Raw genomic sequence first — 25789 nt, forward strand, 5'->3', positions numbered from 1 at the left:
GCCGGCCGGGCCCGGGAAGGCCCTACCGCTACGTCTTCCGCAACTCCGGCGCCGGGGCCCCGATCAGCAACCGCCGCACCGCGTCCCACCCCGCCCGCAGCGCGGCCGCGCAGGCCCGGGTGTCCGAGCCGAGCAGGCGCAGCCACGCGCCGCTGTCCTGCGGCAGCACGCTGACCCCGTACAGCAGGCCGCAGTCGGCCAGCGCCCCGTGCAGCACGTCCGCGATCCGCGCGGCCGGGGCGAGCGGGCTGACCACGTACAGGCTGGACATCACGTCGTGCCCGCCGAGCACGGCCGGGCCGGTCGTACCGCCGCCGGGAGGCACCAGCCGCACCGTGTCCAGGGCGACCAACTCACCGTCCGGACGCAGTACTTCGAGGTCCGAGGCGAACACCTGGTAGGCGTTCCGTTCGCCCCGGGCGAGCCGGCCGGCCAGCACCGTCTCCCCGGCCACCACCGTCGCGTCGGCGTCGACCGCCAGCACCGTCCGCTGGTACAGGCGCGAGTCGACGAAGGGGATCACCGGCTCGGGCAGGTACTCGACGTAGCAGCCCGGCCCGGCCGACAGGTTGAACAGCTGGGTCGCGTAGTCGTGCTCCATCCGGTAGACCTTGGTGGCCGCCTGGGTGGTCAGGTGGACGGCCGTGCCGGCACCGCAGCGGACGTCCGTGCGCAGCCGGTCGGCCTGCAGGATCCCGCCGCCGGTGGACATCAGCAGGGTGACGGCGAGGTCGGGGCGGGCCGGGTCGAAGTAGAGCGGGCGCATGATCTGCAGCGGCGACTTCTGGTAGTGGCCGGTGAGTTCGGTGCGCCCGGCGATCCGCTCGAAGGCCAGCTCCAGCAGGCCGACCTTGCCGGGACGCCCGACCGCCAGGGTGTCGGGCGTCCCGGCGTACCGCCGGACCTCGTACGGGACGCGGTCCGGCGCGTAGTGCCGGGGGTCGAGCCGGGGCACCGGCCGCTGCGCCGCCACGGTCACGCGGGGACCTTGCGGTAGGTTTCCAGGAAGCTCGCGATCTCCTCCAGGCCCTCCCCGGTCAGGCAGTTGGTGAGCACCACCGGGCCGCCCTCGCGGACCCGCCGGGCGTCGGACTCCATGACGCCGAGGTCGGTGCGGACGTACTGGGCGATGTCGATCTTGTTGATGACCAGCAGCTCCGACTCGGTGATGCCCGGCCCGCGCTTGCGGGGCATCTTCTCGCCCTCGGCCGTGTCCAGGACGAACAGGAAGAGGTCGACCAGCACCGGGCTGAAGGTCAGGGTCAGGTTGTCGCCGCCGGACTCGAACAGCAGGGTGTCGACGTCCGGGAAGCGTTCGAGGATCTCGGCCCCGGCCGCCAGGTTCATCGTGGGGTCGTCCCGGACGGCGGTGTGCGGGCAGGCTCCGGTCTCGACGCCGACGACCCGTTCGGGGTCGAGCACCCCGGCGAGGGTGCGGCGCACGTGCTGGGCGTCCTCCTGGGTGTAGATGTCGTTGGTGATGACCGCCGGGCGGTGGCCGCGCGCGATCAGCACCGGGACGAGCGCCTCGATCAGCGCCGTCTTGCCGGAGCCGACCGGGCCGCCGATGCCCACCCGGAGCACGTTGTCGGTCATGCTGTCTCCCTTGCTCGCTTGGTCGTTCGCTCGTTCACTCGTCGTCTCGTCCGCTCGCCGCTCGTCCGCTCGCCGCTCGTCCGCTCGCCGTTCGTCCACTCGTTGTCTCGTCCGCTCGCCGTTCATCCGCTCGTCCACTCGTCGTTCGTCCGCTCGCCGCTCGTCCGCGTTGCGGCTCTCAGCTCGCGAACAGCCGGGCCTCCGCCCGCTCGTGCCGTCCGGACATCGCGTCCGCGACCGGTACGCAGCCGCCCAGGTCCGCCGACTCCCGCACCAGGGCCGCCGCCACCACCTCCTGGATGACCGGCGCGGCCGCCCGCAGCACCACCTGCGCCCTGCGGTGGTCGGTCAGCCGCAGCCGCAGCGCGGCGCCGACGAAGCTGGTGCAGAAGGCGAACAGATCGCCGGCGACGGCCTGTTCGACGGGTACGGCGGCCGAGGCGTAGGCGACCCCGGCGGCCACCGCCTGGCAGCCGGGGGCACGCTTGGCGGCGACCAGTCCGGCGTACCGGTCCAGCGGCTCGCCGCCCAGTGACTCCCGGGCGATGTCCAGGAGTTGGCGTCCGGTCCGGGTGGCGGCCAGGCGCAGCTCGCGGTTGAGCTTGGTGGCGTGCAGCCGCCGGTCGGTCTCGGCCAGCAGCTCCCAGTCCCCGGCCGAGGCGGCCCGGTGGGCCAGGGCCAGCGCCGTGGCGTCGGAGGGGCCGACGGAGTGCCGCAGCAGGTCGGCGAGCAGCGCGGGCACGGTGTCGGGGGTGACGGCCTTGGCCTGGGCGTAGCCCTCGAGGCCGTGCGAGAGGGTGTAGAAGCCGCTGGGGAAGGCGGAGTCGGTCAGCTGGAGGCTGACCAGCAGGGCGTCCAGGCCGGGAGCGGCGCCGCTCACGTGAGGTAGAACAGGTGGTTGAGCGGCAGTTCGCGGGCGGGCTCGATGGTGGCCGGCTCGCCGTCCAGGGTGACCTTGTACGTCTCCGGGTCGACCGCGATCTTCGGCAGCGCGTCATTGCGCACCATGTGCTGCTTGCCCACCGATCGGCACCGCCGCACCGGCAGCACCGTGCTGGCGAGGCCGAGTTCGGCCGGGACCCCGAGGTCGACGGCGGCCTGGGACATGAAGGAGACCCTGGTGGCCTGCCTGGCCCGCCCGTACCCGCCGAACATCGGGCGGTAGTAGACCGGTTGGGGGGTGGGCAGCGAGGCGTTCGGGTCGCCCATCAGCGCCCAGTTGATCATTCCGCCCTTGATCACCATCTTGGGTTTGGCACCGAAGGAGTTGATCGGCCACAGCACGATGTCGGCCAGCTTGCCGGGCTCCAGCGAGCCGATGTGGTCGGCGGTGCCGGAGGCGACGGCCGGGTTGATGGTGAGCTTCGCGAGGTAGCGCAGCACGCGGAAGTTGTCGTTGCGCTCGGTGTCGCCGGCCAGCTTGCCGCGCTGCTCCTTGCAGTGGTGGGCGGTCTGGAAGGCGCGGGTGAAGGACTCCCCGATCCGGCCCATGGCCTGCGAGTCGGAGGAGAAGATCGAGATCACGCCCTCGTCGTGCAGGACGGTCTCGGCCGCGATGGTCTCGGCGCGCACCCGGGAGTCGGCGAAGGAGACGTCCTCCGGGATGTCGTGGCTGAGGTGGTGGCAGACCATCACCATGTCCAGCAGCTCGTCCACCGAGTTGACGGTGTAGGGCAGGGTCGGGTTGGTCGAGGACGGCAGCACGTTGGGCTCGCCGGCGATCCGCATGATGTCGGGGGCGTGGCCGCCGCCCGCGCCCTCGGTGTGGAAGGTGTGGATGGTGCGGCCGTCGATCGCGGAGAGGGTGTCCTCGAAGTAGCCGGACTCGTTGAGGGTGTCGGTGTGGATGGCCACCTGCACGTCGTACTCGTCGGCGACGCTCAGCGCGCTGTCGATCGCGGCCGGGGTGCTGCCCCAGTCCTCGTGCACCTTGAGGCCGCACACCCCCGCCTCGACCTGCTCGCGCAGCGCTCCCGGTAGCGAGCCGTTGCCCTTGCCGAGCAGGCCCACGTTCACCGGGAGGTCCTCGACCGCCTGGTACATCCGGCCGATGTTCCACGGGCCGGGCGTGCAGGTGGTGCCGTTGGTGCCGTCGGACGGGCCGGTGCCGCCGCCGATCAGGGTGGTGATGCCGTTGCTCAGCGCCTCCTGGACCTGCTGGGGGGCGATGAAGTGGATGTGGGTGTCGATGCCGCCGGCGGTGGCGATCAGGTGCTCGCCGGAGATCACCTCGGTGCCGGGGCCGATCACCAGTCGGGGGTGCACCCCGCTCTGGGTGTGCGGGTTGCCGGCCTTGCCGACGGCGGTGATGAAGCCGTCCTTGACGCCGATGTCGCCCTTGACGACGCCGAGCACCGGGTCCAGCACGACGACGTTGGTGATGACCAGGTCCAGCGCGCCCTGGACGGCGGTGGCGGCCGGGTCCTGGGCCATCCCGTCGCGGATGCCCTTGCCCCCGCCGTAGACGGCCTCGTCGCCGTAGTGGCCCTGGTTGTGGTCCTTCTCGATCTCGACCACCAGGTTGGTGTCGGCGAGGTGGAAGCGGTCGCCGACGGTGGGGCCGAAGAGGTCGGTGTACTGCTTGCGGGACAGGACGGCCATCAGCGGTCGCCGCCTTCCTGGTGGCTCTCGGTGTGGAAGTCCGCGCGGGGGCGGTCTTCCTTGTGGTCGAGGTTGGTGCCCTTGAAGCCGAGCGCGATCGCCCGGTCGATGGCGCGGGCGCGGGTGGCGGGCGCGGTGACACCGCCGTCCACGAGGTTGCTGAAGCCGACCAGGCGGCGGTGGCCGCCGAACTCGGCGAGCGTGACGTCCCTGGTGTCGCCGGGCTCGAAGCGGACGGCGGTGCCGGCCGGGATGTCGAGGTGCTTGCCGAAGGCCGCGTTCCGGTCGAAGTCGAGGGCGCGGTTGGCCTCGAAGAAGTGGTAGTGGGAACCGACCTGGATCGCCCGGTCGCCCGTGTTGCTGACCGTGATGACGGCCTTGGCCCGGCCGGCGTTGATCTCGACCGGTTCGTCGCCGTACAGGTATGCGGCGCCACCAGACATGGCTGGCCTTCCTCTCTGCCGGTTCAGTGGGGGGTGAACGTGGGGGTGTCTGCGCGGGGGTGGCCGTGGGGGTGGGTCTGGGGGTGGCCGTGGGGGTGGCCGTGGGGGTGGCTCTGGAGGTGGCCGTGGGAGTGGTTGTGGGGGTGCGGGTGGGAGCCGGCGTCGCCGGGCCCGTGGCTGTGGGCGTAGCCGTGTCCGTGCTCCGCGTCGAGGCCGGCCGCGATGCCGTCCTCGCCGTGTCCGAGCAGGTGCAGCGCCGCCGCCGTGCGGGCCGCGACCACGCCGGCGACCGCGGACGGCCGCAGCAGCGGCCCGCCGTCCCGTACGCCCGGCAGGGCGGTGCGCAGCGCCGGTCCGAAGGAGGCCGGGACGGCCGTCACCGCGGCCGCGCCGAGCAGCCGGCAGCGTTCGGCCCCCTCGGCGGGCTCCGGGTCACCGCCCGTCAGGGCCACCTCCACCCAGCGGTGGTGCCCGTACTGGCGCACCAGCCGGGCGATCCGGAACAGGTCGGCGTCCTCGAAGGGGCCGGCCGCCGGGGCGGTGATCAGGACGGCGCCCCCGCCGTCGGTCCGGGTGCCGCTCCCGGTCCCGGTTCGGGTGCCGCCTCCGTTTTGGGCGGCGTTTCCGGCGGCGGCGTTTCCGGCGGCGGCGTTTCCGGCGGCGGCGTTTCCGGCGGCGGCGTTTCCGGCGGCGGCGCGCCCGGCGGTGCCGTCTCCGGTTCGGGTGGCGCCCCCGGCGGCCGTGCGCAGCCAGCCGACGAGGTGCTCGGCGGCGCCGAACGGCGCGGTGAGCGCGAGCCGCTCCCGGCCCTCGCCGGCCGCCAGCCACCGCAGGGCGCGGGCGGTGTCGGCGACCAGCCGGGGGTCGCGTCCGAGCGTCATCGGCACGACGCACACCGGGCCGCCGGTGGCCGCCAGCGCCGACCGTACGGCCTCGACGAGGTGCCGGCCGGCGGCGGCCGCGGCGTGCACGGCGGGCCCCGCCCCGCCGGGTCGGTGGCCCACCAGCGCGGCCAGGTCGCGGCCGCCGTCGCTCTCGTGGCCGCCGGCCAGCACCACGGTGGCGGGCCCGGACCGGGCTGCCTGACGTGCTGCCATGGTTCAGGCGCCGACCGGGTCGTGGCAGGAGACCAGCTTGGTGCCGTCCAGGAAGGCGGCCTCGACCTGGAGCAGCGGCAGCATCTCCCGCACGCCGGGCATGACGTCGGCGCTTCCGACGACCTGCTTGCCGATCTCCATGCACTCGGCGACGGTGCGGCCGTCCCGGGCGCCCTCCATGATCGCCTCGCTGATCAGCGCGCAGGCCTCGCTGTAGTTGAGTTTGACGCCCCGGTCGCGGCGTTTGCGCGCCAGATCGGCCACGACGTAGATGTAGAGCTTGTCCATCTCACGCGGGGAGAGATTCACGGGAACCACTCCTCCTTTCCGAGGATCCGATGAACGGCGAGGGAGTTGGACGGCGGGGAATGCGTGCGGCGCCCGCCGGGGATCAGGCCCGGCGCAACCGGGGAATCGCCGGCACCGCCGCCAGGAACAGCATGGTGGTCAACACGAACGGCCAGGTGAAGGCGTGGCCGCCGAAGGGCGCGGAGATCGCGTCGAGCGCCGGGGTCAGCACGGTCGCCGTGGCCGCGCCCACCACGGCGTAGGCCGCGCTCCAACCGTCGGGCACGACGAACACCCCGCACAGCGCCAGTGCCACCAGCACGCCGCTGTAGCCGAGCAGCCCCTGCTCGACGGCCTCGGCGGGCGCGTCGAACGCCCAGGCGGTGACCAGCCCGGTGGCGCTGCCGCCGCAGGCCACCAGCCCGGCGAGGCGGCTGGCGACGAACAGCCCGGCCAGGAACAGCAGGCCGACGTACCACTGGGGCATGAAGAAGACCTGACCGATGTTGGCGAGGAACCCGTGCCACACCTGCTCCCAGCCCAGCCCGGCCCCCTCGGCACCCGGCCCGCCCAGCGCGGCCGGTACGGGCAGCGCGGCCGGTCCGGCGTCCTCGTGCCACAGGCGCCGGAAGCCGGGTGCCGCGACCGTGACGGCGGTGGCGACCAGGCAGAACGGCGCGGTGAGCGCCGGCAGCCGCCGCCCCTCCAGCAGTGTGCCGAGGCCGGCCGCGACCACCACGGCGACGGCGGAGCCGAGCACCGCGACGGCGACCGTGGCCGGGTGGCCGGGGCCGAGGAAGACGGCACAACCGAGCGCCACCAGGCACCCGTTGTAGCCCGCCAGCCCTGCCTCGACGGTCTCCCGCCGCAGCCCGAGGGCGTACCCGACGGCGGTCGAGACGGCACTGCCGAGCAGACCGTAGAGGCCGTACGGCCAGCCGGCCGCGAACAGTGCGGCGACGAAGAGGAGCCCGCACACGGCGGACGGCATGAAGTCGACCTGGGCGACACCGCGCAGGACTTCGCGGACTAACGTGACGGATATCGGCCGGGCAGCCCCGGCAGCGCTTTCGGGTGCTCCTTCGGAAACACCTTCCCCACCCTTTTGTCGAGCCATACAGCGCACCAATTCCCGGTACGGACGAGGGGGCTCGGGAGTTCGCTCGGGAGCCCGTTCGGCGATTCGCTGGGAACCGTACTCCTGCGGATTGCCGAGCGGGACAGGCGCAGGAAGTTACGCCAAATCGACGCTGAGTGACGAGGCGGCCGCTGAGCTGCAACATTCTGTTGAAAATTCGAGCCGGGCAGGTGGTTGCCGAGGGCAATTCTTTGCGAAGTTTTACTCGCTGCCGACAAGTCCATGAAGGTGCTCATGCCAACAGATCCACGACAAAGCCCCCCGGCCCCGACAAACCGGGCAACCCTGCTGGACGAACACTGGGAGACGCAGCCCGAACCGTGAAGGAACCGTGCACGATCAGGGTGGCAATCGCGCCGGATTCCGTCAGCCGTCCGCACCCGCCTTCCGGCCCAGTCGGCGGAGCAGGAAGCTCTCCGAGGAGTCCAATTCGAAGTCGGGCACCGCCAGGTGGCCCCCCGGATTCGCGTGCAGCGTCTTCTCCGCCGAACCCAGCGCACCGAACACCGCCAAGGCCCCCTCCCGCGGCACCAGTTCGTCGTCCCACTGGATCAGGAACTCCACCGGCACGCCGACCCGCCGCGCCGCCTCCACCTGCGAGGCGTGGCCCGTCAACCCGAACACCGCGGCGGCGATCCGGGAATCGGCCGCCGCGAGCGGGATGCCGATCACACTGCCCAGCGACAGCCCCCAGTAGCCGACCGGACCCAACTCCCCGTCGGCCTCCTCCTCCAGTGCGTCCAGCACCGCCCGCCACTCCGGCACGGCCCGCTCGGCGAGCGCCGCCGTGTGCCGCGCCACCCAGGCGCTGATCGGGCGCCCGGCCGCCAGCAACTGCCCGATCTCGGTGGCGAATCGCTCGTCCTGCGCGGTCCGCTCCCGCTCACCGTGCCCGGGCGCGTCCAGCGATACCGCCGCCCACCCGTACCGCGTCACGCACCGGTGGGCCCGCTCCACCACCCCCGGCCCCAGCTTGTGCTGGCCGCCCCCGTGCCCCAGCAGCACCAACGGCCGTGCCCGGAGGGACGATCCGGCCGGCTGCCAGAGCACGCCGGGCACTCCGTCGAGGACGAAGCCCCGCTGGGTGACGGCGGGCGGGCTGGCGTCCGGAGCGGCGCCGGGGGTGAAGCCCGCGCTGGAGTCCGCGCTGGAGTCCGGGGTGAAGTCCGCACTGGAGTCCGAGGTGAAGTCCGAGGTGAAGTGCATCTCCTCATCATGGCGCCACACACACGTTCGAGCCCAACCCTTTCGCCGCCCTGGCCGATGGTCACCACGCAGTACGCGCAACGCGAGCCAGGGCGGGCGGGGCCGCTTCGGGCCGGCTCAACGCACCACGTCGAAGACCTGCTTCTGCACGCCGTTCGCGTAGACCGCGTGCTCGACCAGCTGCAGCTTCTGGGTGTCCTTGTCCGTGGTGCTGAACAGGCGCTTTCCGGCACCGAGCAGCAGCGGGTAGATGAGCAGGTGGTAGCGGTCCACCAGGCCCGCGTCCGACAGGGCCCGGTTCAGGGCCGCGCTGCCGTGCACGATGATCGGGCCGCCCTCCGTCTCCTTCAGGGCCGCGACCTCGTCGAGGGAGCGGAGGATGGTCGTCTCGCCCCAGTCGGAGACCAGGGCGTCGTCCGCGAGGGTGGTGGAGACGACGTACTTCGGCAGCGTCTTGTAGCGGGCGAACTCCGGCATGGCCGGCCACACCGGACTGAACGCCTCGTAGCTGACGCGGCCCAACAGGACCGCGGCGGCCTCCTGCTGCTCCCGCTCCTTGAGCTCGAAGGCCTCGGGGACGAACTCGACGTCCTTGAAGGTCCATCCCGAGTTGCGGTAGCCGGGTTCACCGCCGGGGCCCTCGACGACGCCGTCGAGCGAGATGAAGGCACTGGTGATCAGGGTGCGCATGGTGGTTGTCGCTTCCTCGCGTGGGTGGGTGGGGGTGGGGTGGGTCGGGCTGGTGTGCGGGTGGTGCGGGGTGCGGGGTCCGGGTGGCGCGGGGCCCGGGTGCGGGTACGGGAGCGGTCGGGTTTCCGGGTCAGCCCAGGAGCTCGGCCAGCCACCGCTGCCAGGCGGCCTCGACGCCCTCCGGCGCCGGGCCGAAGAGGTGATGGAACATCAGGACCATGCCGCCGCCGTGGTGGAAGGTGTACAGCGCGTCGGCGGAGCGGACCTCGAAGCGCTCGTCGTCCGCCCAGACCACCTCGCCCTCCAGCGACGGCAGACCGGCCGGCTCGGCGTGCACCGACGCGCCCACGGCGAGCGGGAGCGGCAGCGCGAGGGCGCGTGCGAGCAGCGTCCGCACCTCCGCCTCCGCCCGGCCGCCGGACGGCGCGGCGGCGAACACCGGCACGGCGGTGCGGCCGCGGAAGTGGACGAGGTACTCGTGCAGCGTGTGGAGGTGGAACGGCCAGCCGCGGCGCAGCGCGTCGTACTCGTCCTGCCAGTCGTCGCCGAGCAGCCCGCTGTGGACCACACGGAGCACCGTACTGCCGCCGTCCCGGCCCTCGACCAGGTACTCGAAGGCCATGAAGCGGCCGTCCTCACCGGCGGCCGTACGGGTGGCCAGCCGCTTGCCCGGCTCGTAGGCGGTCACCACCGCCTCCTCGCGGTGGCCGCCGACCTCCATCACGGCGGCCCCGCCCTCGCGCGGGTCCAGCTCGTTGCGGCCCATGAACCAGGAGTCGATCCCCGGTCCGGTGGCGATCGCCTCCCAGACCTCCTCCGGGCTCACCGGGAGGGTGGTCTCCAGCTCGATCTCGAACGGGTGGGTCATCGCGGGTCCTCCTGTGACGCGGGCGGTGCGGGTGCTGCGGGCGGTGCGGGTGCCGCGGGCGGCGGGGTGGCGGGGATCTGGTGGAGTCCGACCACCACCCGGTGCGTGCGTCCCCCGGGGGCGGACTCGTCGTGGTACCGGCTGACCAGGGCCGCGACGGCCTCGGACAGTTCCTCGGCGAAGGCCGCCCGGTCGGCCGCCGAGGCGAACCGCACCTCGGCGTCGATCCCGAAGCTGGCCACCCGCTTCCCGGCCCGGGAGGCCCCGGTCAGCAGCGCCCCGACCTCCTGCACCAACCGGGATCCGAGCGCCAGCAGCCAGCGCGCGGACAGCTGGTCGGGCGAGCGCGACGGGTCCGGGCTCACGGCGGCGAGGACGCTCGGCGAGATCACGTACGAGGCCGCGGTGGCGCGGTACACCCGTTCGGTGACGTTGCCCTTCCGCCGTTCCTCGGCGAGTTCGACGAGCTGGTGCCGCTCCAGCTCCTTCAGGTGGTAGTTGACCTTCTGCCGGGGCAGCCCCAGCCGGGTGGCCACCATGGCGGCCGACCCCGGCTCGGCCAGGGCGGCGAGGATCCGGGCCCGTATCGGGTCCAGGGACGCCTCGGCCGCAGCGGGTTCTTCGATCACAGCAACATCGAGCACGGTTCCAGCGTCACACCGACAAGGAAATTTGTCAAGGACAGTTTGTTTGTCGGCGCGCCGCCCCGAGGGCGTTCCCCACGTTCATCCGGGCCGCCCAGTGGCACCGCCTCCCCGGGGCCGCCCAGCCCTGAGCAGGAAGTCGACCCCGCCGACTTCCCACTCCCGAAGCCCACCCCGCCCCCGCACGCACCCCCACCCACCGCGCCGAAAGCCCCCGAGCAGACAGCCGACCCCACCGGCGAACACGCACGACCACCCCCCAACCACCCCACCGCAACGAAAAGGAGCAGGAAGTCGGCCCCGCCGACTTCCTGCTCCCAAAGCCCACCCCGCCCCCGCAGGGCACCCCCACCCACCGCGCCGAAAACCCCAGAACATGAAGTCGACCCCGCCGACTTCCCACTCCCAAGCCCAGACCACCCCGCGCGCCCCCACTCACCACGCCGAAAACCCCGGAGCAGGAAGTCGGCCCCGCCGACTTCCTGCTCCGAGCCCGCGGCTACCGGCCCGCCAGGGACTCCTGGAGGAAGGCCTTGAGCAGTTCCGTCACCTCGGCCGGGCGCTCCAGGTTCGGGAGGTGGCCGGCCCAGGGGAGTTCCTGGTGGCGGGCGTTCGGCAGGAGGGCGGGGAGGGACGCGGCGATCTCGCGGAAGTCGGGGACGTCGTGGGCGCCGCCGACGGCGAGGGTGGGGGCGGTGACGCGCGCGAGGTCGACGTCCTCCTTCTGCGGGCCGACCGTGGCCGCCAGCTGCACCTCGAAGTTGTGGCGCTGCATCCGCCGGACCAGTTCCCGGGTCGGCTCGTCGGCCTCGGGGCCGAGCCAGGTGCGGACGTTGAGTTCGACGGCGCCGTCGATGTCTCCGGCTTCGAGCAGTTCCTCCTCCTCGGCGTCGAGGGCGAGGAGGGCGTCGCTCGGCTGGTGGCCGGGCTTGGCCGCGCAGAGGAGGGCGAGCGCGGAGACCGCCGCCGGGCGGAGCGCCGCGATGGTCAGGGCGATCCGGCCGCCGTAGGAGGCGCCGACGAAGGCGGCGGTCTCGATGCCGAGGTGGTCGAGCAGGGACAGCACGTCGGCCGAGGCGCTGTACGGGGCGTCGGCGAGCGGGGTGTCGCCGAAACCGCGGAAGTCGCAGCGGACCACCCGGTAGCCGGCGTCGACCAGCGGCTGCCACTGCGGGTCCCACATGCGTCGGTCGCAGACCGAGGAGTGCAGGAGAACGACCGCCGGACCGGCGCCTGATACGTCATGGGAGATGATCATTCGCCGGATGCTAACCGGGCCACCCGCAGCGCGCGAGCCCATTGGCGCCGGCTGGGGGGCGAACGCTCCCCAGCCGCACGCGTGGGTGGTGGCCAGCCGGCGCCCTACGGTGCGGCCGGGTCGAGCAGCAGCCCCGCCGCCGCGGCCGCCCCGTCCGTGCGGATCCCGCCCGCGACCTCCGCCGCCCGGGCGGCGACCTCCGGGGTCAGCGCCTGCTCGAGCGCGGCCGACAGGGAGTCCACCGTCGCGGCGGGGCCGTCGTGGGCCGCGCCGATGCCCAGGGCGGCGACGCGCTCGGCCCAGTACGGCTGGTCGACGATCTGCGGCACCACGACCTGCGGCACCCCGGTCAGGGCCGCGGTGGTCGTGGTGCCCGCCCCGCCGTGGTGCACGACGGCGACGACCCGACCGAACAGGGCCTGCTGGTTGACCTCCCCGACGGTGCAGCAGTCGTCCCCGCCGTCGGCCGGTGCCAGGTCCGCCCAGCCCCGGGCGAGCACGATCCGCCGCCCGTGGGCCCGGGCGGCTTCGACCGCCACCTGCCCGGCGTCCGGCGCGCCGTGCAGCGGCATGCTGCCGAAGCCGACGTACACCGGGGGTTCGCCCGCGTCCAGGAAGGCCGAGAGTTCCGCGGGCAGCGGCCGCTCGTCCGGCAGCAGCCAGGCGCCGGTCTGCACGACCTCGCGCTCGGCGGGCTGCGGCCAGGGGGCGAGCAGCGGGTCGGTGGCCAGCCAGGGGCGGTCGGTGAACACGTGGTCGCGCACGTTCACGACCCCGGGGAGGCCGACCGACGCCCGGTGGGCGTTGACCTGTTCCCCGAACAGGGCGTTCATGGTCAGGATGTTGTGCTCCCACAGCTCCCGGTTGTCGGTCGTCCCGGCCGGGTAGGGCCGGCTGGGGAACTCGAACGGCCGGTGGTGCGGGGACGGCAGCATGGTCGGCTGGAGCGCGACGTACGTGAAGCGGGCGCCCACCCGCTCGGCCGCCGACTGCGCGCCGGCCACGGCCGGGAACAGCCCGGTCGCCACCACCGCGCCGCCCGGCTCGGCCACGGCGGCCACCGCTTCGTGGAACTGCCCCACCAGCATCGCCACCCGCGAGGGGAAGTCCACCGGTGCGGAGGACGCACCGCTCACCAGCGCGCGGACGGACTCCCCGACCGGCACCGTCTCCACCCCGAGGGCGGCCAGCCGCTGGGCGGATTCCTCGTCCGGCGGCGCGCACACCCGCACCTGCGCGCCGCGTTCCCGCAGGTGCACCGCGAGGGCCGCCAGTGGTTGGACGTCACCGCGCGACCCGTACGTGGACAACACCACTCGCATCCCGTGCATCTCCCGTTCCCCCAGGTCCGCCCTGGAGTCGGAGATTCTGCGGGATCACCGGGGCCTTGCCGCAAGACCCCCCGTGCGCTGTACGTTGGTAGTGGCGGGGGCGGGTGTGTGGCGTGGGACCCCGCCGGGCGCCGCGTCGGGCCGTCAGTTCCGCAGCGCCGCCAGGACCTCCCCGACCAGCGTCCGCACTCGCTCCACGGTCGCCGTCAGTGCCTCGGTGCTCTCCCCCGCGGCACCCAGCAGGCTCCGTACCCGCGGGCCGAACTCCTCCGGTGCGGCGCTGAGTTGCTCGGCCACGGCGAGTGCGCCCTTCTCGTTGAGGCACCAGCGCCGGTCGTGCGCGTACAGCGCCTGCACCAGGACCCCGACCGCCCGGGCGAGGCAGAGCGTGACGTACAGGGTGTCGCCGCGCTTCGCGCCCTTGGCAGCGACACCGACCAGGAACTCCGCCTCCCAGGCGCCCGCCGTCAGCGCCTCGCGCAGCGGCTCGGGGTATGTCGCGGCCTGCTCCTTCAGAGCCGCCAACTCGCCTGCGGGATCGGCGAGTACGACGCCGTACGCGATCTCGCCCGGGTAGCAGGGGGACCAGAAGCCCAGCGGGTGACCGGCCTGGACGCCCACCTCGTAGCGGCCCTCACGGCAGTCCGCCCACACCCGCTCGACCCGGTCGAGATCCCGCAGGATCCAGTCGACGGCGGCCCCGTCGACCTGGAGCCACGCCCCGCCGTTCACCCACGGCCCCCAGCCGCCCGGCCCGGCCACCTCGACGTCCGGCCCGGCGAGCGCGCGAAGGGCGTCCAGGTCCAGCGGGTCCCGGTAGTAGATCCCGAGGTCCCAGTCCGACTCGGGGCGGTGTTCGCCGCGCGCCCGGCTCCCACCGAGCATCACCCCGACCACGCCGGGTACTTCGGCCAGTCGGCCCGCCATGTGCTCGATGGTCGCTCGCATGGCACCGAGTCTGACGCCCGCCCGGCACCCGGGCCAGCGCATTCCGGGCGCGGCGACCGGTTCGGCGGTGGTCCCGGCGAGGAGGACGCCAGGAGGAGGCGGCCACGAGCCGTGCCCCGGGACCGGTCGGACCGGTCCGGGGGCACGCCGTGCTCCTGCGCGCCGCGGTTTAGTAGCAGCGGTACTCGTGGACGGGCAGGGTGGACTTGATGCCCGCCGAGTTGTAGAAGACGACGCTGTAGTCGCCGTACTGGAAGCCGTTGGGGGCGACGAACTTCTTGGTCAGCGTCTGGATGTAGGTGCCGCCGTCGGCGTTGTTGGAGTAGGAGGACGGGCAGCCCTTGCCGGCCAGGTTGGCCGGGCCGCCGGCCGCGAAGGCCTGTCCGGAGACGCCGAGGGCGAGTGCTCCACCGAGGGCGAGGGCGGCGGCGGTCTTCAGGATGTTGCGCATTGCTCTCACGTTTCCCTTGTTCGCTGTGCCAGGGACCACGCCGGGCCGGTGTCGACTCCCGTTTCCGGCGGCGCGCATGATCTTGGCTCAGCTCCACCTGACCGTCAATGGTCTGGACCAAATTGGTCTAGAGCAATTTCCCCGCCACCGCGGGATCAGGCCTCCGGGGTGACCGCGCTCGGGGTGCCGGCCGTCACGCGGAGCAGTTCCCCGTACGTCATCGGCACGACGGTGTGCGGGTGCCCGGCGGCCGCCCACAGCACGGGGTACTGCTGCAGGGCGGTGTCGACGACGGTGCGCAGCGGGGCCGGGTGGCCGGTGGGGGCGACGCCGCCGATGGCCTGGCCGGTGGCCTCCCGGACCTGGGCGGCGGAGGCTCGGGTGATCGTGCCGGCGTTCAACCGGGCCGCCAGGTAGGCGGTGTCGACCCGGTGGGCACCGCTGGTCATCACCAGCAGCGGTTCGCCGTCGCACTGGAACACCAGGCTGTTGGCGATCGCGCCGACCTCGCAGCCGAGTGCCGCGGCGGCCTCGGCGGCCGTCCGGGCGGAGTCGGGCAGGACGACGATCTCACCGGCGACACCGGCGGCCGCCAGCGCCTCGGCGACCGCGAGGCTTCGGGCAGGGAGGGGGGAGTTCATCGCCCCATCATGCCTCCGCTCGCCCGCGCCCGCGGCGTCAGCCCGTGCGCCCTCGCCGGCACCCGCACCCGCGGCGTCAGCCCGCGCGCCCGCGCCGGCAGCCCGCGCACCCGCACCCGCACCCGCGCCGGCACCCGCAGCCCGCGCACCCGCAGCCCGCGCACCCGCACCGGCAGCCCGCCCGGCGGCCGCCCGCCCGGCCGCGCTCAACACCGCCCGCACGCCCGCCGTGAGCACCGAGGCGTCCCGCCCGGCGCCCCACACCACGTCGAGGCGCGGGTCGGCGACGCGTGCCACCCGGCGTCACACAGTCTTCACACCCACGCCACCCGCCGTACGCGCGCCGCGTTGACAGTGTGTCAAGCGGCACTGACCCCGGCCGCTTCGGACCCGAACGGTCAACACGCGGGTGACATTGTGTCGGGTCGGTGGACAAGCACTGCCCAGGCAGCGAACGGGCATTCACTCCAATCACACGGTATGACTAGTATCGCTTCGTCATAAGCCCGTGCCCGGACGGCCCGCGCCCCATCGGTCGGCCGCCAGCCCCAAGGAGTCTGCTCTGCGCGCGCGTGCGAATCGGCGACCCCCGACGCCGAAGGCCCCCCGCAGGCGGCCACGCCTGTCCCTGCGGACGGCGCTGCTCGTCCTGGCCGTCGTCCCCAGCCTGGCGCTGGTCACCCTGTGGGCGGTGACCAGCGGTGAGACGGTCTTCGACTTCCAGCGCCAGGCCGCCCAGGGGCTGCTGGCCCAGAAGGCCGGCCAGCCGTCCAACATCGTCTACTACAACCTCCAGGAGGAGCGCCGGCTCAGCGCCGAGGCGCTCGCCCGGCCCGGCTCCAACACCGACCAGCTGCGCCGCCAGCGGCAGTTGACCGACGACGCGGTGCGCCAGTTCCAGGCACTGTCCGGCGAGACCGCCGACAGGGCCCCGGACGACGTCCGCACCGCCGTCGCCGAGGCCCGCCAGGCCATGGGCAAGCTCGCCGAGCAGCGCGCCGCGGTCGACCGCGGCGCGATCGACCAGCAGACGGTGTTCGCCTACTACACCGACCTGATCAGCGTCGACCTGCGGCTGTTCACCGCGCTCAGCCACGTCGACGCCGGCGAGGTCACCTGGGTCTCCAAGACATTGGTCAACTCCTTCTGGGCCAAGGAGATGCTGGCCCGCGAGGACGCGATCCTGGCCCGCGGCTGGCCCGCCGGGCGCCTCAGCACGGCCGACTACCAGCAGGTCCAGCAGCTGATCGGGGCCCAGGACCACCTGTTCACCGTCCAGGTCGTCCCCTACGTCCCGGACGGCGAGGCCGGCGCCTGGCACGACCTGATGAACGGTCCGGCCTGGCAGGCCAAGGCCGCCGTCGAGCAGCAGCTCACCAGGCCGACCGCCGCCGACGCCAACGGCACCGTCCGGCTGCCGGCCGTCCAGGACCAGTGGCGCCAGGCCGTCGACCAGCTCAATCCGCAGCTGGTCAAGGCGATCGAGACCCGCACCAGCGCCATCGTCGAGGTCGGCAAGGGCACCATCCTCGACCTGCTCACCCGGGTCGTGCTGACCACCGTCGTCGGCCTGGTCGCCGTCGTCGCCGTCGTCATCGCCTCCTGGCGGATCAGCCGCTCGCTGCGGCGCCGGATCAAGGAGGTGCAGACCCAGGCCGAGGAGATGGAGCGCACCCTGCCCGAGGTGGTCGACCGCCTCGGTCGCGGCGAGCAGGTCGACGTCGAGGCCGAGACCCGCGCCGTCACCACCGGCGCCCACGGCAACGGCACCGACGAGCTCGCCCGGCTCGGCCAGTCGCTCAACCTGGCCCGCTCCGCCGCCCTGGAGGCCGCCGTCCGGCAGGCCGAGCAGCACCGCGGCTTCGAGCGGCTGCTCCAGCGCATCGCCCGCCGCACCCAGCTGCTGATCGGCCGCCAGCTGCGCAAGCTGGACGAGCTGGAGCGCCGGCACGAGGACCCGGAGGTGCTGGAGGGCCTGTTCGACCTCGACCACCTCACCGCCCGCCTGCGCCGCTACGAGGAGAACCTCGTCATCATGGCCGGCGGCCAGCCGCAGCGCCGCTGGCGCAAGCCCGTCCCGCTGCTGGACGTGCTGCGCTCCGCGCAGGGCGAGGTGCAGGACTACCGCCGGATCATGATCGACGTCGAGGGCCACCCGTGGCTCTCCGAGCGGGCCGTCGGACCGGTCGCGCACGTGCTGGCCGAGCTGATGGAGAACGCCACCACCTTCTCCAAGCCGCCCACGCCGGTGGAGGTCCGGGCCGCCATGGTCGGGCGCGGGCTCGCGGTCGAGATCGAGGACCGGGGCCTGGGCATGGACCCGGACCAGTACGACGCGGCCAACGAGCTGATGAGCCGGCCGCCGCGCACCGACGTGCTGGCCCGGGCCGACGACATCCGGCTCGGCTTCTACGTCGTCGCGCGGCTCGCCTCGCTCACCGGACTGAAGATCGAGTTCCGGCCGTCGGCCTTCGGCGGGACCCGGGTGGTCGTGCTCGTCCCGGACGAGCTGGTCATCGACGGCGACACCGGACTGCCGGACGCCGCGCCCGTCGAACCGATCCCGCTCGTCCGGCGCTCCCGCCGGGCGCTGCGGTCCGCCTCCGACGAAGCACCGCAACCCGCCCTGCCGGTGGGACCGCCGGTCGCGCCGGTGGACTCCTTCGGGCCGGCGGCGTCCTTCCCGTCGGCCGCCGGGCACGTCGCCCCGCCCTTCCAGGAGCCGCCCCTCCCGGAGCCGCCCTTCCAGGACCAGGCGTTCGCGGACCAGGCGTTCGCGGACCAGGCGTTCGCGGAGCGGCCGTTCGTCGAGCAGGCGTCGGCGGAGCGGGCCGTGCAGGGCCAGCCGGTACCGGAGCAGGCCCACGGGCAGCAGCCGTACGGGCACCCGCACGAGCAGCCCATCGAGCACGGCTCCGCCGCCGACTCGTCACCCGCCTACGAGGCCCAGCCGGCGCACGCGCAGCCGGTACCCGCCCAGTCGGCGTATGCCCAGGCCCCGACCGTCCAGGCGGTGTATGCCCAGGCCCCGACCGTCCAGCCGGTGCCGGGCACCACCCAGCCCGCGCCGGACGCCGCCCCGCCCGCACCGGACACCCCCGCCTACCCGGACATCGCCTACGCCCGGGTCACCGAGGCGGAGGCGCCGTACGCCGACGAGCAGTACCGCCCGGCCGACCACTACCGGCTGGCCGAGCGGCGCCGGCGCCGGGAGTACGCCTCCGCCGTGCCGGTGAGCCCGGTGGAGGGCGGCCAGCCGCCGCTGCCGCAGCGGGTCCGCCAGGCCAGCCTGGCCGCCGAGCTGCGGGTGCCGCCGCCCCGCCCGCAGTGGGCCGACCCGGCCGCCGGTCAACCCGCTTCCGGGCAGCGCACCGCCGGGCAGCTCGCCGCCGACCCGTTCCACCGGCCCGACCAGCCGGAGCGCTCCGGGCGGCCGGTGCGCCGCTCGGGCGCGACCATCGGCGCCTTCCAGCGCCAGTCCCGCGCCGCCCGGGCCCAGGACAGCGGTGAGCACCCGCTGCCCCGGGCCGCCACCGCCGCCCCGTCGGCTCCCCCCGGCACACCGGCCGGTCCCCCCGCCTCCGCGTCCGCCCCGTCCCCCTGGGCCCTGCCGACTGCGGAACCCCGAACGACACGAACGGATGACCAGTCATGAACCGCACGACCGCCACCCACCAGGACCTGGACTGGCTGCTGGACGGACTCGTCGACTCGGTGCCCGGGACCCGCAACGCCGTCCTGCTCTCCGATGACGGCCTCGTGGTCAGCCACTCCCGGACCATCGAACGGGCCGACGCCGAGCGTCTGGCCGCCGTCGCGACCGGTCAGCAGTCACTCGCCCGCGGCGTCGGCCAGCTCTTCGACGGCGGCCCGGTGCACCAGGTGATCGTCGAGCTCGCCGAGTGCTGGCTGTTCGTCATCGCCGCCGCGCAGGGCACCCACCTGGCCGTGGTCGCCTCCCAGGAGGTGGACGCCGAGGTGATGTCCGTCGCCATGCACACCCTGGTGCAGCAGGTCGGCCAGAAGATGACCACCCCGGTCCGCGCCGAGGGAGCGCCCGCCTCCTTCGACGTCTTCGCCAGCCGGAACCGGGGCTGACGCCGCGTGGGCCCGTACGGCGAGCCGGGGGACGGCTGGGTTCGCGGCCGGTTGCCGCACTGGAGCGAACTGGAGGACCCCGAGGCGGAGGACGAGACAGGCGTCATGGTGCGCCCGTACACGATCACCCGGGGGCGGACGGCACCCGAGCGCGACGACCTCACCCTGATCACCGTGCTCACCACGGTCGACGAGGAGGCCGACGCGGCCCTGGCGCGGGGCAGCCGCGCCGGCGCCCGCGGCCTCCAGCCCGAGCACCGGCTGATCCTCGACCGCTGCCGGCGCCCGGCGGCCGTCGCCGAGGTGGCGGCCGGCCTGGACCTCCCGGTCTCGGTCACCAAGATCCTGCTGGGCGACCTCGTCGCCCAGGGCCTGCTGAAGGCCCGGGCGCCGCTGTCGGTGGCCCGCGCCGCCGGGGGCGTGGACCTCGGCCTGCTCACGGCCGTACGCGAAGGACTCCGGAGACTCTGAACATGGCAACGCCCCACTCCAGCAGTTCCGTTGACGGGATCGGCGCCGCCCCGGCCGCCGTCAAGATCCTCATCGCCGGCGGCTTCGGCGTCGGCAAGACCACCCTGGTCGGCTCGGTCAGCGAGGTCGCCCCGCTGCGCACCGAGGAGTACCTGACCACGGCCAGCGTCGGCGTGGACGACCTGGCCGGGGTCGACCAGAAGGACACCACGACCGTCGCCCTGGACTTCGGCCGGATCACCGTCAGCCCCGAGCTGGTGGTCTACCTGTTCGGCACGCCCGGGCAGGAACGGTTCTGGTTCATGTGGAACGACCTGGTCAACGGCGCCCTCGGCGGGATCGTCATCGCCGACACCCGGCGGCTGGACACCAGTTTCGCGTCCATCGACTTCTTCGAGAGCCGGGGCATCCCCTTCGTGGTGGCGATCAACTGCTTCCACCACCGCAACACCCGCACCCCGGACGAGATCCGGGCCGCACTCGACCTCGACCCGCAGGTGCCGATGCTGATCGGCGACGTCCGCGAGCGCGACTTCGGGCGCGACCTGCTGCTCGCCCTGGTCGACCACCTGATGGACCTCGCCGCCGTCGCCCCCGCCGGCTGAAACCCCCTCCCCCGTACCGGAGTCGCCCCATGACCACACCCCTGCGCGTCCTCGTCCACGGCGGCGGGATCGGCGGCCTCACCCTCGCCACCGCCCTCGCCCGCCGCGGCCACCACGTCCAGGTCGCCGAGGTGCGCGACCGGCTGGAGGCGCTCGGCGTCGGCATCATCCAGCCCTCCAACGCCCTCCACGTGATGCGCGAGATCGGCGTGCTCGCGGAGTGCCTCGCCGTCGGCTTCGAGTGGGAGGTGCTGACCATCTGCGACCCGGCCGGTGCCACCCTCGCCCGGATCCCCCAGCCCCGGATGGGCGACGCCCCCTCCAACAACGGCATCCCGCGCCCCGCCCTGGCCCGGGTGCTCGCCGACGCCGCCACGGCGGCCGGCGCCGTCGTCCGCTTCGGGACGACGATCGAATCGGTGAAGGACGACGGCGAGGGCGTGGACGTCACCCTCGGCGACGGCCACGCCGACCGCTACGACCTGGTCGTCGGCTTCGACGGCATCGGTTCGCCGCTGCGAAGGCACCTGTACGGCCAGAGGTACCTGCCCGAGTACACGGGCTTCGCCAACTGGCGCGTCACGCTGCCCCGTTCACCCGAGGTCCAGGGCGTGGTGATGTCCACCGGCAACCTCCGGGCCAAGGCGCTTCTCACCCCGATCAGCGACGACCTGATGTACCTGGGCTCGGTGTTCGCCGAGGCCGAGGACTTCCGGCCGGATCCCGAGCGCGCCCACGAGCAGCTCCGGGAGCGGCTGGACGGCTTCGGCGGCCCGATCGCCGAGGCCCTCGCCCAGGTCACCGACCCGTCGGCGGTCGTCTACTCCCGGATTTCCCAGGTCACCGTCGAGGACCCCTGGCACGTCGGAAGGATCGCCCTGGCGGGTGACGCCGCCCACGCCTCCACCCCGCACCTCGCCCAGGGCGCCGCGATGGCCGTCGAGGACGCCCTCGTGCTCGCCCAGAGCCTGGACGCGGCGGACGACGTCCCGGCGGCCCTCGCGGCCTGGGAGGAGCGCCGCCGCCCGCGGGCGATGTGGGTGCAGGCGATGTCCCGGGCGATCCTCAAGCAGGAGACGGGGACGCCGACCACGCCGGAGGAGGACGAGCTGCTGAAGATCGGCATCCCGGGCGCCGCCCACGTGCTGGTCAAGCCGTACTGATCAGCTTGCGCCGCTTCCAGACCGCCGCCGAGACCCGGGCCAGCAGGCGGGCCGCCGGGTCGCCCCGGTCGGCGCCCGAGGCGAGCGGGCCGGTGTAGCAGACCGCGATCAGGTACGGCGGGCAGTCGTAGGGGTGGACCAGGCCCACGCAGTGCCGGGCACCCGGGATCCAGCCGTTCTTGAAGGCGATCCGGGTGCCCGGCGGCAGACCGGCCGCCAGGTCCACCCGGAAGGAGTTGTCCTCGAGCAGGGCGAGCAGCTCGGGCTCGTCGGCGAGCGAGTGCAGCAGCCGCACCAAGTCCCGGGCGCTGACCAGGTTGTGCACGCCCGCGTCACGCGCCGCGTAGTCCTCGATCCCGCGCGGGCTGGCGCTCCGGGTGGCTCCCGCCCGCCGCCACACCTCGGCGACGGCTCCGGGCTCGGTGCGGGCCAGGCAGAGGTTGGTCGCGAGGTTCGAGGAGTGGGTGATCATCCGCTCGGCGAGCAGGCGGAGCGGCACGTGGGTGCCGAGGAGTTCCCAGGGCAGCGGATCGCTGTCCCAGTCGGGATCGTTGGCGAACTCCCCGCCGACGGCCGAGCGGTGCCGGTTCACCACCGGCACCTCGGCATCGAGATTCACCCCGCTGCGGGTGAGTGCGGCGAGCACCGCGACCTTCATGGTGCTCGCAGCATCGTGCAGTTCGTCCGGCGCACGCGTGAACACCGGCTCCGGATCGCTCGCCCAGGGGGCCACCACCACGGACAACATGGCGGCAGGATAGAGGAGATCCGGTCAGACCTCGGCCGTAGCGGCGAACGACACGAACGCCTTCCACGCGGCGGGGTCGAACGCCAGCTCCGGACCGCTCCTGTCCTTGGAGTCACGCACGTGGACGACCCCGTGGCCCTCGGCGACCTCGACGCACTGGGCCTCCTCGTTGGTGCTGTAACTGCTCTTGAACCACGCCAGCTCGGTCATGCCTACCGCTCTCCCAGAATCGCTTCGATCAGGGCCAGGGACTCGCTCAACCCCAGGGCTTGGGCCCGGAGACTGCTGTACCGTGCGGCCATATTACGGACTTCCACCGGATCCGTGATCAATCGATTCACGTGCTGCACGGCTGCGTACGCGATTTGGGGACGATTGGGCGGGGTGAGAATGGTGAACGAGCCACCCATCCCCGCGTGACTCATCCGATCTAGCGGCATGACCTGGAGTTCGGGACCTCGCATCTGCCCGACCTTCAGCAGGTGTTGAAGCTGCACCTTGTGGACGTCCCACCCGCCCAACGGACGGCGCAACACGCTCTCGTCGATCACCCATGTCACAACCGGCAGGGGCCAGCGGCTCAGGATCTCCTGCCTGGCGAGCCTCGCGTCCGTCCACTCGTCGATCTGCTCGGACGAAAGCAGAGGTCGCCGCATCTCGTACAGCGCCCGGATGTACGCCTCGGTCTGGAGCAGTCCCGGGATGACCATCGTGCTGTACTCGTGGATTTCGGCCGCCCTCGCCTCCTCGGAGGTGAACGCCTTCGAGAACGCCGGATGACGCTCGCTGACCCGGATCTTGGCCTTCATCACATCGTCCGCGACGACCCGCAGCGCGCCGCCCGCATCGAGGAGATCATCGATCACTGTCAGATACTCGACCCTCGGCGTCCGAACTCCCCGCTCGATCGCGCCGACCAGGTCTTCGCTGTAGCCGGACATCTTGGCCAGCTGCTTCTGCGTGATTCCGGCTCTCTCACGGAAGAACTTGATCAGCTTCCCGACCGCGCTGTAAAACTCCGCGACCCCGTCGGAGTTCTCCGCCGTCTCGCCGTCATCGATGACCGTCCGCTCAGCGCCACCCACGGCAATCACCCCACCTTTCGACCGGGTGGCCCGCGCCACCCGACATGTCAACACTCCGCATCCGTACAAGCACTGTCCGTGCCCGCCGAACGCCTGGTCAGCGTACGTCCGCGCCGCCACGCTTCTTCCCATGACGACCGAAATCCCCCTCGACAGCCCGCTCCTCCACACCACCACCCTGGCCGCCACCCCCAAGGGGGCGGCCATCTGCCGGCGCATCGCCAGGCGCCAACTCACCGCCTGGGGGCTCAACTCCACGCACACCGAGTCGTTCCACTCGGCGCTCCTCGTCGTCGCGGAACTGGCCGCGAACGCGATCACGCACGGACGCGTTCCGGGGCGCGGCTTCGAGCTGCACCTCGCGCTCACCACCACCGCGCGCCGGGGCACCACCCTCCGCATCGCGATCAGCGACCCCCGGGGCGACCGGATCCCCCTGCTCCCCACCACGCTCACCCCCAACGCCCAGTCCGGGCGCGGCCTCACCCTGATCCATGCGCTCTGCGACCGCTGGGGCACTCTCCCCCGACACCCCAACGCCAAGACCGTCTGGGCCGAACTCGACCTCACCGCCCCCGATGCAGCCTGAACCCCGCCATAGCGGAGGGGACGCGACCCTCTGCACCCTTCTCCCGTTCGCGCTCCTGCTCGCCCTGTTCGCCTGGGCGGCCCACCCCCTCACCGCCCGCCACCCTGACCGCCCCCACCCCCGTCCCGCTTCGACCCCGACCGCCACCCCGGAGCCCTGACAAGGAGTGGGAAGTCGGACAGGCCGACTTCCCACTCCCACCAGGGGTCGACCGGCCCTCGACAGCCGTGGCCACCACGACGCGACACGGGCAGCGTTCACATCAGACCATTGCAACGCCCCATCCCTCCACGCCCATTGCGTTCAGCCCGAACCCGTTGCAACGATCCGCTAATTCGCCCTACTGAGCGGCAGATTCAGGCAACGCAACGACGTTGACGGTTTCACAAACGCAATGTAGCTTTTAGCTCGTTCGAGAAACCGGAACAACCACTCAGGGGGGCCCACCATGGGCGCGAGCAACAACGGCTTCACCGACGCGGGGCTGCGCAGGCTGCACGACGTACTGGCGCGGCACATCGACTCCGGCGCGGTGCCCGGCGCCGTCGCGCTGGTCGGCCGGGGCGACCGGACGCACGTCCTGGCGCTCGGGACGATGAACCACGGCGGCGGCGAGCCGATGCGCCGGGACACGATCTTCCGGATGGCCTCCACCTCCAAGCCGGTCACGGTGGCGGCGGGGATGGTCCTGCTGGACGAGTGCCGGCTGCGACTGGACGACCCGGTGGACCCGTGGCTGCCGGAACTCGCCGACCGGCGCGTGCTGAAGCGGATCGACGGTCCCCTGGACGACACCGTGCCGGCGAAGCGGCCGATCACCGTACGGGACGTGCTGACCTCCACCTTCGGTCTCGGCATGGATATGACGGCGCTGGGCACCCCGATCATGAACGCCGTCTTCGAGCAGGGGCTCACGCCCGACCTGCCGACGCCGATGCCCGAGCCGGACGAGTGGATCCGCCGTCTGGGCACGCTGCCGCTGATGCACCAGCCCGGCGAGCAGTGGCAGTACCACATCGCCAGTGACCTGCTCGGCGTGCTGGTGGCCAGGGTCACCGGCCGGCCCTTCGAGGAGTTCCTGCGCGAACGCGTCTTCGGCCCGCTGGGCATGACCGACACCGGTTTCCACGTGTCCGCCGACCGGATCGACCGGCTGCCGGACCTCTACGCCCCCGATCCGCAGAGCGGGGAGTTCCACGTCTGGGACGAGGCGGCGGACGGGCGCTGGAGCAAGCCGCCGGCGTTCCCGGGCGGTGGTGGCGGGCTGGTGTCCACCGTCGACGACTACCACGCCTACTTCCGGATGCTGCTCGACCAGGGCGTGCACGGCGGCGAGCGGATCCTCTCCCGGGCCGCCGTCGAGCTGATGACCACCAACCGGCTCACTCCCGAGCAGACCGCCGCCCGCACCGCCCTGGCCCGCGACAACGTCCACCTGTCCCACGGCCAGGGGCAGCACGGCGGTTGGGGCTTCGGGATGGCGGTGCGCACCTACCGGGGGGACTACGCCCCGGTCGGCCAGTTCGGCTGGGACGGCGGGAGCGGCACCTCCACCTACGCCGACCCGCGCACCGGGCTCGTCGGCATGGTGCTCACCCAGACCGGCATGTCCGTCCCGAACGCCGCCCGGCTGATCCACGACTTCTGGACCACCGTCTACCAGGCGATCGAGGACTGACACCGGCTCGGGAGAGAACGGAAGAGGAGTGGGGGGGGGGGGGCCCCCCCCCCCCCCCACCCCCCCGGGCCTGGAGAGAAAAACAGAGGGGGGGGGGGGGGGGGGGGCCGCCCCCCCCCCCCCCCCCCACCCCCCCAACCCCGGGGCGCGCC

Annotated in this window: 27 protein-coding genes; 7 read left to right on the plus strand and 20 right to left on the minus strand. The window is 73.1% G+C overall.

Translation table 11 applies throughout. The annotated features are described in order from the left end of the window. Positions 1–28: 28 nt before the first annotated feature. The 17 genes from ACGF07_RS13240 to ACGF07_RS13320 form a co-directional block, all read right to left on the minus strand. Entirely contained in the window at positions 29–979 is a 951-nt protein-coding gene (locus ACGF07_RS13240) for an urease accessory protein UreD (RefSeq protein WP_392898069.1), read from the minus strand. Continuing rightward, positions 976–1596, minus strand: a complete 621-nt coding sequence (gene ureG / locus ACGF07_RS13245) for an urease accessory protein UreG (protein WP_350739584.1) — start codon at positions 1594–1596, stop codon at positions 976–978. The genes ACGF07_RS13240 and ureG overlap by 4 nt, the downstream gene beginning before the upstream one ends. 178 nt (positions 1597–1774) lie before the next feature. After that, positions 1775–2476 carry an urease accessory protein UreF gene (locus tag ACGF07_RS13250; RefSeq protein WP_392898073.1) on the minus strand — a complete coding sequence of 234 codons (702 nt, stop codon included), beginning with the start codon at positions 2474–2476 and terminating at the stop codon, positions 1775–1777. Then, a complete protein-coding gene (gene ureC / locus ACGF07_RS13255) occupies positions 2473–4197 on the minus strand; it encodes an urease subunit alpha (RefSeq protein ID WP_392898076.1) in 1725 nt (574 codons plus the stop codon). Before ureC ends, ACGF07_RS13250 begins: the two co-directional genes overlap by 4 nt. Further along, positions 4197–4640, minus strand: coding sequence for an urease subunit beta (locus tag ACGF07_RS13260; RefSeq protein ID WP_392898078.1), 444 nt, complete (start codon positions 4638–4640; stop codon positions 4197–4199). Before ACGF07_RS13260 ends, ureC begins: the two co-directional genes overlap by 1 nt. Before the next feature lie 23 nt (positions 4641–4663). Beyond that, on the minus strand, positions 4664–5737 hold the full coding sequence (locus ACGF07_RS13265; protein WP_392898080.1) for a cobalamin biosynthesis protein CbiX: 1074 nt from the start codon (positions 5735–5737) through the stop codon (positions 4664–4666). Between the two features lie 3 nt (positions 5738–5740). Next, entirely contained in the window at positions 5741–6046 is a 306-nt protein-coding gene (locus ACGF07_RS13270) for an urease subunit gamma (protein WP_350739600.1), read from the minus strand. An 82-nt stretch (positions 6047–6128) separates the two neighbouring features. After that, positions 6129–7142, minus strand: a complete 1014-nt coding sequence (locus tag ACGF07_RS13275; RefSeq protein ID WP_392898082.1) for an urea transporter — start codon at positions 7140–7142, stop codon at positions 6129–6131. A 387-nt stretch (positions 7143–7529) separates the two neighbouring features. Next, positions 7530–8369 carry an alpha/beta hydrolase gene (locus ACGF07_RS13280; protein ID WP_392898085.1) on the minus strand — a complete coding sequence of 280 codons (840 nt, stop codon included), beginning with the start codon at positions 8367–8369 and terminating at the stop codon, positions 7530–7532. Positions 8370–8486: 117 nt separating this feature from the next. Continuing rightward, positions 8487–9059 carry a dihydrofolate reductase family protein gene (locus ACGF07_RS13285; RefSeq protein ID WP_392898088.1) on the minus strand — a complete coding sequence of 191 codons (573 nt, stop codon included), beginning with the start codon at positions 9057–9059 and terminating at the stop codon, positions 8487–8489. A 130-nt stretch (positions 9060–9189) separates the two neighbouring features. After that, complete coding sequence (locus ACGF07_RS13290; protein ID WP_392898090.1) at positions 9190–9927, minus strand: SRPBCC domain-containing protein; 738 nt, start codon at positions 9925–9927, stop codon at positions 9190–9192. Next, complete coding sequence (locus tag ACGF07_RS13295) at positions 9924–10571, minus strand: ArsR/SmtB family transcription factor (RefSeq protein WP_392898093.1); 648 nt, start codon at positions 10569–10571, stop codon at positions 9924–9926. The genes ACGF07_RS13290 and ACGF07_RS13295 overlap by 4 nt, the downstream gene beginning before the upstream one ends. 499 nt (positions 10572–11070) lie before the next feature. Next, on the minus strand, positions 11071–11829 hold the full coding sequence (locus ACGF07_RS13300) for an alpha/beta fold hydrolase (RefSeq protein ID WP_392898096.1): 759 nt from the start codon (positions 11827–11829) through the stop codon (positions 11071–11073). Between the two features lie 104 nt (positions 11830–11933). Continuing rightward, positions 11934–13151 (minus strand): glycosyltransferase, encoded by a 1218-nt coding sequence (locus ACGF07_RS13305; protein ID WP_392898254.1) that lies wholly within the window; start codon positions 13149–13151, stop codon positions 11934–11936. Between the two features lie 153 nt (positions 13152–13304). Next, on the minus strand, positions 13305–14108 hold the full coding sequence (locus tag ACGF07_RS13310) for a nucleotidyltransferase domain-containing protein (protein ID WP_392898099.1): 804 nt from the start codon (positions 14106–14108) through the stop codon (positions 13305–13307). Between the two features lie 169 nt (positions 14109–14277). After that, positions 14278–14559: a hypothetical protein gene (locus tag ACGF07_RS13315; RefSeq protein WP_350749696.1), complete on the minus strand. Its 282-nt coding sequence runs from the start codon at positions 14557–14559 to the stop codon at positions 14278–14280. Positions 14560–14714: 155 nt separating this feature from the next. Next, the gene (locus tag ACGF07_RS13320; protein ID WP_392898101.1) at positions 14715–15200 is read right to left on the minus strand and encodes a YbaK/EbsC family protein; all 486 of its coding nucleotides are present in this window, start codon (positions 15198–15200) and stop codon (positions 14715–14717) included. 691 nt (positions 15201–15891) lie between these two features. On the opposite strand from ACGF07_RS13320, the gene ACGF07_RS13325 reads away from it, so the two are divergent. The 5 genes from ACGF07_RS13325 (at position 15892) to ACGF07_RS13345 (ending at position 21537) form a co-directional block, all read left to right on the plus strand. Beyond that, entirely contained in the window at positions 15892–18855 is a 2964-nt protein-coding gene (locus tag ACGF07_RS13325) for a nitrate- and nitrite sensing domain-containing protein (protein WP_392898103.1), read from the plus strand. Further along, positions 18852–19298 (plus strand): roadblock/LC7 domain-containing protein, encoded by a 447-nt coding sequence (locus ACGF07_RS13330; protein ID WP_350749751.1) that lies wholly within the window; start codon positions 18852–18854, stop codon positions 19296–19298. The genes ACGF07_RS13325 and ACGF07_RS13330 overlap by 4 nt, the downstream gene beginning before the upstream one ends. A gap of 105 nt (positions 19299–19403) precedes the next feature. Next, the gene (locus ACGF07_RS13335) at positions 19404–19769 is read left to right on the plus strand and encodes a DUF742 domain-containing protein (protein ID WP_350749755.1); all 366 of its coding nucleotides are present in this window, start codon (positions 19404–19406) and stop codon (positions 19767–19769) included. Positions 19770–19771: 2 nt separating this feature from the next. Continuing rightward, positions 19772–20374 (plus strand): ATP/GTP-binding protein, encoded by a 603-nt coding sequence (locus tag ACGF07_RS13340; protein WP_392898105.1) that lies wholly within the window; start codon positions 19772–19774, stop codon positions 20372–20374. A 29-nt stretch (positions 20375–20403) separates the two neighbouring features. Then, a complete protein-coding gene (locus ACGF07_RS13345; RefSeq protein ID WP_392898108.1) occupies positions 20404–21537 on the plus strand; it encodes an FAD-dependent monooxygenase in 1134 nt (377 codons plus the stop codon). Here the strand turns inward: ACGF07_RS13345 and ACGF07_RS13350 are convergent. From ACGF07_RS13350 to ACGF07_RS13360, 3 genes are read right to left on the minus strand one after another with little or no spacing between them, the layout of a single operon-like run. Continuing rightward, positions 21524–22285 (minus strand): serine hydrolase, encoded by a 762-nt coding sequence (locus tag ACGF07_RS13350; RefSeq protein WP_392898111.1) that lies wholly within the window; start codon positions 22283–22285, stop codon positions 21524–21526. The genes ACGF07_RS13345 and ACGF07_RS13350 overlap by 14 nt on opposite strands. A gap of 24 nt (positions 22286–22309) precedes the next feature. Beyond that, a complete protein-coding gene (locus ACGF07_RS13355; RefSeq protein ID WP_392898114.1) occupies positions 22310–22495 on the minus strand; it encodes a DUF397 domain-containing protein in 186 nt (61 codons plus the stop codon). Between the two features lie 2 nt (positions 22496–22497). Further along, positions 22498–23370 carry a Scr1 family TA system antitoxin-like transcriptional regulator gene (locus ACGF07_RS13360; RefSeq protein WP_392898117.1) on the minus strand — a complete coding sequence of 291 codons (873 nt, stop codon included), beginning with the start codon at positions 23368–23370 and terminating at the stop codon, positions 22498–22500. Between the two features lie 130 nt (positions 23371–23500). Here ACGF07_RS13360 and ACGF07_RS13365 point away from each other — a divergent pair, with 130 nt between their 5' ends. Together ACGF07_RS13365 and ACGF07_RS13370 are read left to right on the plus strand one after the other, a co-directional pair. Then, positions 23501–23959 carry an ATP-binding protein gene (locus ACGF07_RS13365; RefSeq protein ID WP_392898119.1) on the plus strand — a complete coding sequence of 153 codons (459 nt, stop codon included), beginning with the start codon at positions 23501–23503 and terminating at the stop codon, positions 23957–23959. A gap of 448 nt (positions 23960–24407) precedes the next feature. Beyond that, entirely contained in the window at positions 24408–25637 is a 1230-nt protein-coding gene (locus ACGF07_RS13370) for a serine hydrolase domain-containing protein (RefSeq protein WP_392898121.1), read from the plus strand. The last annotated feature ends 152 nt before the right edge of the window (positions 25638–25789 follow it).

Source organism: Kitasatospora sp. NPDC048194 (genome assembly GCF_043202455.1).
Classification (GTDB): Bacteria; Actinomycetota; Actinomycetes; order Streptomycetales; family Streptomycetaceae; genus Kitasatospora.